Here is a 10,336-nt window from a genome sequence, read left to right on the forward strand (position 1 = left end):
GCCAGCGCCAGGCCCGTGAAACCGCTCGCGGCTTTCCCCGCCATCCGCCGGCGCTGCGCATGGCCGGCCACCCAGCCGGCGAACGCCAGGGCGACCGCGGCCGCCAGCAGGCCGGCCAGCGCCGTATCGCCGGCTTGCAGCGCCAGGACCCAGGCGAGCCAGGCGGCGGCTCCATACATCGGGAACGCCAGCACACGGCGCAGCGTCTCCATCCACGCGCCTGGACGCGGCAGCCTCGCCAGCAAAGCCGGCGCGAAGGCGGTGACGACGAACGGCGCGGCGAACCCGACGCCCAGCGCCAGGAACACGGTGAGCGCCGCCACAGGGCCCTGGGTCAGGGCCCAGCCCAGCGCCGGCGCCATGAACGGCGCGGTGCAAGGCGCGGCGACGACGACGGCCAGCGCCCCGGTGAGAAAGGCGCCCGCGGTTCCGCCGCGCGCAGCGAGCGGCGCGCCGACGCCCTGCAGCGACGAGCCGACTTCGAATACGCCCGACAGGTTCAGCGCCACGGCCAGCATCAACAGCGCCAGCACCGCGACCACCGGCGGCGACTGAAGCTGGAATCCCCAGCCGATCGCGGACCCCGCCGCCTTCAGGGTGATCAGCGCGCCGGCCAGCGCCAGGAAGGTCGCCAGCACGCCCAGGCCATAGGCCACGCCTTGTCGCCGCGCGCGCGCCGGCTCGTGCGCATGACCGGCCAACGACGCGGCCTTCATCGCCAGGACCGGAAACACGCAAGGCATCAGGTTCAGCAACAGTCCGCCGAGTAGTGCAAAGGCCGCCGCCAGCGGCAATCCGAGGCCGGGCCCCGCCGCAGGGGCCGCGACCTTCGGCGCGCCAAGGCCCGCCGCGTCGGCTGGAGCTGGGCCAGGCGTCGCCGTGAGTTCGTATGCGCGACCGTCCACCGACAGCACGCCGGCCAGGCTCGCCGGCGAAGCGCCGTCCTGGAAGGCCGTCCCCGGGGTCAGCGTCAGCGTCAGGCCTCGAGGCCCGAGTTCCGCCGGCTGGGGCTGCGCGTGGTCGATCACCGTCCGCTCGAACGGATAGAAATAGGCGCCTGAGCCAGCCGCACCCGCCAGCGCGGACCCCGTCACCGCCAAGGCTACCTTCCCACCCTGCGGCGCGAAGACGGCGGCAAGTCCGGCAGGCTTCGGCGCATCGGCGACGGCGCGCATGATCGCGGCGCCCCAGCGCGGATCGGCGGCGCCCGGCGTCGCGGTCACCGGCATCTCGAGGGTCAGTGTCGCCTGCTCCGGAATGCAGATCTCCTCACAGACCAGGAAATTCGCCTCGACCGACAGTTTCGCAACGTCGCCGGGGCGCGCCTGCGCCGGAGCGGTCAGGACCACCGGCAGCAGCACCTCGCCGGCATAGCCGTAGTTCATCAGCGGTCCGGTGGGCTGGCGGCTCGGTGCGGGCCAGACGATCTCGCCGGCCTTCCACCCGTGTGGCAGCGTCCAGGCCAGCGTCGTCGCCTCGCCCGAGTCGCCGGAATTGCGCCAATAGGTGTGCCAGCCCTTGTCGATTTTCTGGCGCAGCGCGACGCGCACCGTCCCGCCTGGTGAGACGCTGGTCTGGGCGCTGACCAGCTCGGCCACCAGGTGACCGGTGTCGACGGGGGCGGCTTGAGCGGGTCCACAGGCCAGAGCGCTGAGAAACATCGCGGCGGCCGCCAGGCTTGCGAACAATCGCGTCATTTGGCCGTCGGCGCTCCTGCGGATCGGCCCCTATATGGCGGCCCGGGCCTCGTGGCGCAAAGCCTGCTCGACTTCACCCGCCGCACCGCCATGATCTTCGAATCACGTTCGATCAACAGGGAGCGTTCATTGCCTGCGCCTTTCGACGACATTCAGATCGGCCAGGTGGTTCACCTCGGCTCCGCGCCCGTAGAGCCGGCGGCCCTGGCGGCCTTCATCGAGGCGTTCACGCCCGGATGGGGCGTCGAGCATGGCGCGCCCGACGCCATGGTCTATGCGATCTGGAGCCGGCTGGACGCCGCGGCGGGCGCGGCCTGGCCGCAGACCAAACGGCTGGGCGTCGACGCCGTGCGCTGGATGCGCAATCCGCCCGCCGGAGAAACCCTGCGCGGCCGCATGACAGTCATGGCCAAGGATCCGGTGGGCGACGGCAAGGGCATCGTCATCGCCCAGCACGACCTGTTGGACGAAGCCGGCCGCCTGGTCTTCTCGTGCCTGACCCGGAGCGTCTTCTCCCGCTAGCCTCAGGCGTTGGCGGGAGACGGCGACTGCGCCTGCGCCTGCGCCAGGGTGTCCTTGGCCATGGCCAGCGCCACTAGCCGGTCCCAGCCGACCAGCGATTGCAGGTGGGCGTAGATTTGCGGCAGAGCGCCGTTGTCGCGCAGTTCCACCAGCTGCTGGGGCGAGAGCTTGCCGAGCTTTTCTTCGGACACGCCGAAATAGTCGGCGATCTTCTGCGGCTCGCTGAGTGTTCCGTCCGGGTTCATGCCTTGGAAGTTGGCGACCTTCGGCTCGAACAGGTCGAGCGCGCGCAGAAGTTGGACGAAGTTCGCCGTGCGCTGGCGCTCCATCTCGTAGTTGTTGCAGAACTCGATGCAGGTCTTGGTGTAGTCGGTCGGCTCGCCCTTCTCGTCGAAGAACGCGGCCTCGCCGCCCTCGACGATCAGGCTCGAGGCGCGATCGATGCACAACACCATCTGGCCGTTCTGGTCGTCGTTGGCGAACACGAACGGGTAGCGGCGGATGTAGGCCGGCACATAGATCCCCGCTTCGAACGATCCGTCCGGCTTGAGGAAGATGTTTTCGTCGGCGCGCAGGCCCATCACCGCGATCGGAAGTTTCTCGTCGCCGACGAAAATGATCGGGCCGGTCACCGCGGCCAGTTGGAATTCACCGACGGTCAGCGGCACCGCGTGCGCCTTGCTGGCGAAGGCGAACGGCCCCTCCACGCCCTTCACGCCGAGCTTGCCGTGCAGGTCGCGGCTCAGCGGTTCTGGCTTGGTGTAGAACAGCACGTTGCCGGAGATCTCGCCGTTGACGGGCGCGGGGGTCACATCCATGGGAAAGCCTTCGAAATAGCCGCCGGAAAGCGGGCGGTCGGGCAAGATTCCGCGCTTCTAACTGATCGGCGCGCGAGCGGCAAACGTCGCCGTGGCTGACGGCTTGCGCAGCCGAGGCCCAGCGGCTCCAATGCCCGCCGACCAGCCCGCCTTCAGATGCGCTCGCCCCGGTCAGAGGAACCCCATGCCGATCTACTACCCGACATCCTGCAGCAGAAATCCGCGCCGAGGACCTTCAGCTACGTCGAGAAGGACGTGATGCTCTACGCCGTGGGCGTCGGCATGGGCGCAGATCCGTTGAACGAGCAGGAACTGGACTTCGTTTATGAGAAGCGGCTGAAGGTGCTGCCCAGCGCCGCCACCGTGCTGCCCACCGCCAATGGTGGGTTCTGGCCGCCCGCGAACAGCTCCGCCAAGCCAGGTCCGCGCGAGACGACCCTGGACTACACCGCCGTGCTGCATGGCGAACAGAAGGTGGAACTGCACCGGCCTCTGCCGCCGTCGGGCGCCTTCACCGTGACCGGCGGGGTCACCGGCGCCATCGATAAAGGTAAGGACAAGGGCGCCATTCTGTTCAACGAGTCGGTATGGACCGACGCCGCTGGCGAGAAGGTGGCGACGCTCACCACGTCCTCGTTCGCCCGCGCTGACGGCGGCTTCGGCGGCCCTTCGGAAGGCGCGCCCAAGCCGCACCCGACGCCGACCCGTGCGCCCGACAAGACCATCGAGATCGCCACGCGGCCGGACCAGTGCGCGATCTACCGGCTGAGCGGCGACACCAACCCGCTGCATATCGACCCAGAGGCGGCTCGCGTGTCGGGCTTCGACCGGCCGATCCTGCATGGCCTGTGCACGTTCGGGATCACCTGTCGCGCCGTCCTGCAGGCGATGCTGGACTACGACACCGACCAGATGGCCAGCCATCAGCTCCGCTGGTCGTCGCCGGTCTACCCGGGCGACGTTTTCACCATCGACCTGTGGCGCGACGGCAAGGAGATCTCGTTCGAGGTTCACGTGAAGGCGCGTGGCGTCACCGTCGTGAAGAACGGCCTGACGGTCGTGCGCTAGCGCGATCAGGCCGGCCGGGGATCGACCAGCGAGCGGTAGAGATCCGGCCGTCGGTCGCGGAAGAACCCCCACGCGGCCCGGTGCGTGGCCAAGTGATCGAGGTCGAAGCTGGCCGCGATCACCCCCTCGTCCGCCCGTCCGAGCTCGGCGACCAAGTCGCCCCGGTGGTCGGCGATGAAGCTCGACCCATAGAAGCTCTGGCCGCCGTTGGGATATCCGTCCCACGGCTCGAACCCGGTGCGGTTGGCGCCGACCACGGGGATAACATTGGAGACCGCGTGCCCCTGCATGGCACGGCGCCACGGCGCGGCGGTGTCCAGGCTGGGATCGTGCGGCTCCGAGCCGATGGCGGTGGGATAGAGCAGCACCTCGGCGCCCATCAGCGCCATCGCCCGCGCGCACTCCGGGTACCATTGGTCCCAGCAGATGCCGACGCCGAGCCGCCCGAAGCGGGTGTCCCAGACGCGGAAGCCGGTGTCGCCGGGGCGGAAATAGTATTTCTCCATATAGCCCGGCCCGTCGGGGATATGGCTCTTGCGATAGACGCCGAGCAGGCTGCCGTCGGCGTCGGCCATCACCAGGCTGTTGAAGTAGTGCGGGCCTTCGCGCTCGAAGATCGAGATCGGCAGCACCACGCCAAGCTCGGCGGCCAGCGGCGCCAAGGCGGTGACGCACGGGTGCTCGCGCCAGGGGTGGGCCTGGGCAAACCGGCGTTCCTCCTGGGCGACGCAGAAGTACGGTCCCTGGAACAGCTCCGGCGGCAGGATCACCTGCGCGCCTTGCGCGGCCGCCTCGCGGATCAGCTCGGCGGTGCGGGCGATGTTGGCCTGCAGGTCCTCGCCGAAGGACGCCTGGATCGCGGCGACGCGGATGGATCTCGCCATCAGGCGGGCTCCTGTTGGGTGATGCAGTGGAACGAGCCGCCGCCGGTGAGGATGGCGCGCGACGGCAGGCCGATGACCGCGCGGTCGGGGAACAGGGCTTCCAGCGCCTGCACCACCAGTTCGCCCGGCCGGGCCTCGTAGATCGGTACGATCACCGCTGCGTTGGCGATCACGAAATTCATGTGCGAGGCTGGCGCCGGCCCGCCTTCGGGGTTGTCGATCCAGCCCGGCGAGGGGATGCGCATGACTTGGATCGGACGCCCCTGTGCGTCGGTCATGCCGGCCAGACGCGAGGCGGCGTCGTTGTAGGCGTCGGCATTGGGATCGCCGCGGCCCCAGGCCACGGGCGCGGCGACCACGCCGGGCGCAACGAAGCGCGCAAGATTGTCCACATGGCCGTCGGTGTGGTCGGCGCGCAGGCCCTCGCCCAGCCACAGCACGGTTTTGGCGCCGAGCGCCAGCGCCAGCGCCGTCTCGGCCTGAGCGTCGTCCCAGCCCGGATTGCGATTCGGATTGAGCAGGCACTGACGCGTGGTCAGCACCGTTCCGGCGCCGTCGTGATCCAGCGCCCCGCCCTCCAGCACGAAATCATGGGCGGTGAGCGGCGCGCCGGACGCCGCCGCGATCTGCGCCGCCACGGTGTCGTCGTCGTCCAGCACGTACTTGCCGCCCCAGCCGTTGAAGCGGAAGGCGCGCGCCTGGAGGCCCTGCGGGCCTTGCGCGAAGATCGGGCCGGTGTCGCGCAGCCAGATGTCGCCGAAAGCGCCTTCGACGATCTCCACGCCGGCGACATCGCCCAGCAGCGCGCGCGCGGCGACCAGGCCCTCGGGCGATCCGGTGAGCAGGCGCACGCGCTCCCGACCGGGGCCAGCCAGGGCGCGGGCGAGCGCCGCCACTTCCTGCTGCGCGGGCTCCAGGTCCTCCTCCCAGAGCTCGCCGTGGCTGGGGAAGCCCAGCCACATCGCCCGGTGCGGGGCCCACTCTGCGGGTACGATCAGGCTCATGGGATCCTTCGTCGCTGGACGCGCGCAGATGGGCGTGGCGACGCCCCGCGTCAAGCGCGCAGCGCCGACCTGGGCAGGATCAGAACTTGAACTTGGCCCCCAGCTTGATCTGCCACAGCGACTGGGACGGAAACAGGAACGGCTTCACAGGGGTCGCGAAGGCCCCGCCCACGCCTGTGCCGCTGTAGGTGTAGAAGGCGCCCGGCGTTCCGCAGTTCACCGTGGGTCCGCCGACCGCAGTGTTGCAGGTGACGTTCACCACCGGCACGGCTTTCAGGAAGTCGTACTGCTCCAGCACGCCCCACTCGTCGTTCAGCAGGTTGCCGAGGTTCTCGACGTCCATGAACACCTCGATCTTAGCGCCGCTCGGGAAGAAGGCCGGCAGCTCCTGGCTGAACCGCATGTCCACCGTCATCACGTCGGGATTGGTGAAGGCGTTGCGCTTTGCGATGCCGCCCGCGAAGCCCGCCAGGCCGCTGTTCTGCAGGAAGGTGTTGAATGCGGTCACATCGAAGCCCGGCGCATACCGCACCCGCGGGTCGTTGGCCGTGGGCACATAGAACAGCGCATTCGACGTCGCCTGGCGGCCCGAATAGCTGGACGCCGAATAACCGAAGTCGTTGTCGAAGTTGCCGGTGCGGCTGGTGGCGAAGGTGTAGCTGAACGGCAACCCGGTCCGCTTCTGGGCGTACAAGCGGATCGAGGTCTTGTTGTCGCCGAAGAACTTCCGCGAATAGGCCAGATCGAAGCTGAAGCGGTCGCGCTCCTCATAGTCTGAGGTCGCCGCCGGCGGACGTTCCGGATCCTGGGTCGCGAAGCGCGTGTAGCTCGAGAACGCGATCGAGCTGGTCATCGGGTTGGCGTCTTCGGCATGGGTCTGGGCGTAGATGAACTTCGCCGTCAGGCCGTCGAACAGGCCTTGGTTCCATTGCTTACCGATGCCGATCGCCCAGACCTCCGCGCCGCCCTTGTCGAGGTTCGAGAGCATGAAATCGCTCTCATTGCCGGTGGTCGTGCCAACCGTGCCGCGCGAGTAGACCGGCCGGCCGTCGGGGGCGAGCCCGGTCTGCACGGCGCGCAGGTCGCGCCAGTAGAGGCTGTTCTCGTTGATCACCTTCAGCAGGTCGAGCTGCACCAGCCAGTCGTTGCCGAACCGGCCCAGGTCGAAGTTGTAGGCGATCGAAAGGTTGGCCTTCCAGACGCTGGGGATCGCCAGCGTCGGGTCGATGACGTTGGTGTTGCCGTTGCCGGGCGTGAAGGTGCAGCCGACCGGGACCTTGGTCAGGTCGACATTGGTCAGCACGGGGTTGGTGCAGATGGCGTTGGTCTGGTTGACGCCGTTGTTGGAGAAGGCGTTCGACACCCACACGTTCAGGCCCGTGGACGAGAAGCGGCCGAGGCCGCCGGTGACCTTCCAGTTGGACGCCGGCTCCCAGTTGAAGCTCACCCGCGGCAGCAGGATGTTCATCCCGTCGAGGTTCTGCTGATTGGAGAACCCGTTGCGCGACAGGAACGCCGCGTTGAACGTCGGCACGTCGTCCATGTTGTACCAATCAAAACGGATGCCGGCGGTGATGTCGAAGGTGTCGGTCACCTGCAACCGGTCCTCGGCGTAGACGCTGGACAGCCGGTATTCGAACTGGCCGACACCCTTGCGGGCGGTGCCCAGGGTGGCCGGAACCGTGCCGGCCGTCGGATCGACGCCGCCGGTCAGGGTGAAGCCGCTGGCCCGCCTGGCCAGGAAGTCAGCGTAGGTGGCGAAGGCGTAGCTGCCCTGCGAGTTGGCGACGAACACGTTGAACGCTTCGTCGGTTTCAGAGCGCACGCCTACCAGCAGCTCGTGCGGGCCGGCGCGGTAGCGGGCCAGCGCCTCATAGGCGTTCAGCTTCACGTTCAGGTAGTTGTCGTGACGGTTGATGTCCGCCCCGAAGCGGATCTGCGGTGAGCCGGCGCCCGCCGCGACCCCCGCCAGGTCGGCGACGGTCACCGTCGTTTCGCCGACGCTCAGGCCGCCCAGCGGCAGCTGCTGGGTGTCGGTTTCCTTGAAGCCGTAGCGCAGCTCGGTAGAGAGGTTCTCAGTCCAGTCGGAGTTGAGCTGCACGCGGTAGGCCGTCAGCTCCTCGATCTTGTTGTACTGATTCGTGGTCAGGGCCAGGCGCGGCTGGGTGACCGAATTGCCGTTGACGGTCACCGAGCTCACCGAGCCGTTCAGCGAATTGCCCAGGGTGTTCTGGTAGGCCAGCGTCAGGCGATGGCTGTCACTCAGGTTCCAATCCAGCTTGGCGAACCACTTCTCGTCCTCGACCGGGAAGGCGCCGGCGACGTACCCGCCGGGATCGTAGCCGTAGACCGACTTGGTCGCGGCGCGGAAGGTGTCCACCGCGGACGTGCTGATGCGCGGGATCGATGACGACTTGCCCGCGTCGAACGGGCCTTCGTCGAAGCCGAGCTCGCCCTGGAACTTCTCGTAGCCGGCGAAGAAGAACAGCCGGTCGGGGATGATCGGGCCGCCCAGGGTGACGCCCCAGGTCTTCTCCGAGAACTCGAATCCCGCGCGTGCGCCGCGCACCGTCTCGCCCTGCCAGTCGCGACCGGTCTTGTCGCCGTAGATCGAGCCGTGGAACTGGTTGCCGCCCGACCGGGTGACGGCGTTGATCTGGCCGCCGATGAAGCCGTTGTTGATGGCGCTGTAGGGCGCGGCCGACGCGTTGACCGCCTCGATCACCTCCAGCGACACCGGCGAACGCTGGGTCGGATAACCGTTGTTGTTCAGGCCGAAGTCGTCGTTCTGGCGCACGCCGTCGATGGTCAGCTGGTTGAACCGGGTGTTGGAGCCGGCGAAGGACAGCGCGTCCGCGTTGGTCGGATCGAGGGTCGCGAAAGGATCCAGCCGCACGAGGTCCTTCAGGTCGCGGCTGATTGACGGCAGCGCCTCGATGTCGGCCGACGACAGGTTGATGCCCGGCCCGCCGGTGGGCGCCGCGGCGGCCGCGGCGGTGACCACAACCTCATCCACCTCTGAACCCGTGCGCGACAGCGCCACGTCGATGTTGGCCGCGTCGCCGACGCCGATCGCGCCGACCGACACCGTGCTCGCCTCGAAGCCTGGCGCCGTCGCCCGCACGCGGTAGGGTCCGCCGGCCCGCAGGCCCCGCGCCGAGAACAGCCCTTCGCCCCCCGTCACCTGGGTGATCGCCGAACCGGTCGGCACGTGGGTCACGGTCACCGTAGCGTTGGCAACCGCCGCGCCGTTTTCATCTGTCACCTGCCCCCGCAAGGAGCCGGTGATCTCCTGGGCGAATGCCGCGCTGGACATCGCCCACGCGAGCACCGTCGTCGCGCAGAGCGCGCGGCTCAATCTGGATTTCATCGTGCGTCCCCAAGAAGATCCGGCGTGCGCGGCGGCTTCCCACCTGGCCTCGCGCGCCCATGTCGTACAGTTCGCCCAATCGCATTCGGTGGCGACATTTTGATGAAGTCGGCTATGCGTGTCGCGCCTCCAGCGAGCACTGTGGCGCCGCAGCCCGACGACGCATAGGAGGCGAGCATGGCTGCCCGATATAGGAGCGCGAGTTGCCTGACGCCGTGACACAGCCGCGCGCCCGGGACCTCGGATGGCGCACGGTCGCGGCGCTGGTGGTGGGGCTGACGCTGGTCCGCCTGCTGGTGCTGTTCGCGACGCCCCTCGACCTCTATCCGGACGAGGCCCAGTACTGGCTTTGGTCGCGGGCGCTGGACTTCGGCTACTATTCCAAACCGCCGATGATCGCCTGGACGATCTGGGCGACCACAGCGATCGGCGGCGACGCCGAGCCCTGGGTCAGGTTCGCTTCGCCCTTCTACCACGCTGGCGCGGCGCTCGCGGTCTATGGGGTCGGGCGCAGACTTTACGGCCCACCGACAGCCCTGGCCGGCGCGGCCTTCTACGCCCTGATGCCGGGCATCCAGCTCTCGGCCGCGATCATCGCCACCGATGCGCCGCTGCTGTTCTTCCTGAGCCTGTTCCTGTGGTCCTACGTCAATCTTCAGTCTGCGGAACATTCCCGCGGACGGCTGCTGGCGGCGGCCGCTTGCGGCGCGACGCTGGGGTTGGCCTTCCTCAGCAAATATGCCGCGCTCTATGCGGTGATCGGCCTGACTCTGCACCTCAGCGTCTCGCGCCAGGCCCGCGCGGCATGGGGCTGGCCGACGATCGGTGCAGGCCTCGCCGCGTTCGCCCTGATCCTGGCGCCCAACATCGCCTGGAACGCCGCCCATCACTTCGCCACCGTGCAGCACACCGCCGCCAATGCCGCCTGGGGCGGGCGCCAGCTATTCAATGCAGCGGAGCTTCTCGACTTCCT

The 10,336-nt window shown here is 68.6% G+C and carries 9 protein-coding genes; 4 read left to right on the forward strand and 5 right to left on the reverse strand.

Annotation, left to right across the window (positions count from 1 at the left end):
* Positions 1-1,697, reverse strand: a 1,697-nt coding sequence (locus Q8M88_RS06155) for a protein-disulfide reductase DsbD domain-containing protein (RefSeq protein ID WP_305595439.1), incomplete at its 3' end; no start/stop codon positions are given.
* Positions 1,698-1,826: 129 nt separating this feature from the next.
* Here Q8M88_RS06155 and Q8M88_RS06160 point away from each other — a divergent pair.
* A complete protein-coding gene (locus Q8M88_RS06160; protein WP_305595452.1) occupies positions 1,827-2,219 on the forward strand; it encodes an acyl dehydratase in 393 nt (130 codons plus the stop codon).
* 2 nt (positions 2,220-2,221) lie between these two features.
* Here Q8M88_RS06160 and Q8M88_RS06165 read toward each other — a convergent pair whose 3' ends face one another.
* On the reverse strand, positions 2,222-3,037 hold the full coding sequence (locus tag Q8M88_RS06165; protein ID WP_305595454.1) for a SapC family protein: 816 nt from the start codon (positions 3,035-3,037) through the stop codon (positions 2,222-2,224).
* A 156-nt stretch (positions 3,038-3,193) separates the two neighbouring features.
* Between Q8M88_RS06165 and Q8M88_RS06170 the strand changes: the two genes are divergently transcribed.
* The gene (locus Q8M88_RS06170) at positions 3,194-4,105 is read left to right on the forward strand and encodes a MaoC/PaaZ C-terminal domain-containing protein (RefSeq protein WP_305595441.1); all 912 of its coding nucleotides are present in this window, start codon (positions 3,194-3,196) and stop codon (positions 4,103-4,105) included.
* Positions 4,106-4,110: 5 nt separating this feature from the next.
* Here Q8M88_RS06170 and aguB read toward each other — a convergent pair whose 3' ends face one another.
* The 3 genes from aguB to Q8M88_RS06185 form a co-directional block, all read right to left on the reverse strand.
* Positions 4,111-4,989 carry an N-carbamoylputrescine amidase gene (gene aguB / locus Q8M88_RS06175; protein ID WP_305595443.1) on the reverse strand — a complete coding sequence of 293 codons (879 nt, stop codon included), beginning with the start codon at positions 4,987-4,989 and terminating at the stop codon, positions 4,111-4,113.
* Complete coding sequence (locus tag Q8M88_RS06180; protein ID WP_305595445.1) at positions 4,989-5,993, reverse strand: agmatine deiminase family protein; 1,005 nt, start codon at positions 5,991-5,993, stop codon at positions 4,989-4,991. The genes aguB and Q8M88_RS06180 overlap by 1 nt, the downstream gene beginning before the upstream one ends.
* A gap of 79 nt (positions 5,994-6,072) precedes the next feature.
* Positions 6,073-9,363, reverse strand: coding sequence for a TonB-dependent receptor domain-containing protein (locus Q8M88_RS06185; RefSeq protein WP_371132640.1), 3,291 nt, complete (start codon positions 9,361-9,363; stop codon positions 6,073-6,075).
* On the opposite strand from Q8M88_RS06185, the gene Q8M88_RS06190 reads away from it, so the two are divergent.
* Both Q8M88_RS06190 and Q8M88_RS06195 read left to right on the forward strand, forming a co-directional pair.
* Positions 9,278-9,466, forward strand: a complete 189-nt coding sequence (locus Q8M88_RS06190; protein ID WP_305595448.1) for a hypothetical protein — start codon at positions 9,278-9,280, stop codon at positions 9,464-9,466. The genes Q8M88_RS06185 and Q8M88_RS06190 overlap by 86 nt on opposite strands.
* A gap of 100 nt (positions 9,467-9,566) precedes the next feature.
* Positions 9,567-10,336, forward strand: a 770-nt coding sequence (locus Q8M88_RS06195; protein ID WP_305595450.1) for a glycosyltransferase family 39 protein, incomplete at its 3' end; no start/stop codon positions are given.

Source organism: Phenylobacterium sp. (genome assembly GCF_030693805.1).
Classification (GTDB): domain Bacteria; phylum Pseudomonadota; class Alphaproteobacteria; order Caulobacterales; family Caulobacteraceae; genus Phenylobacterium.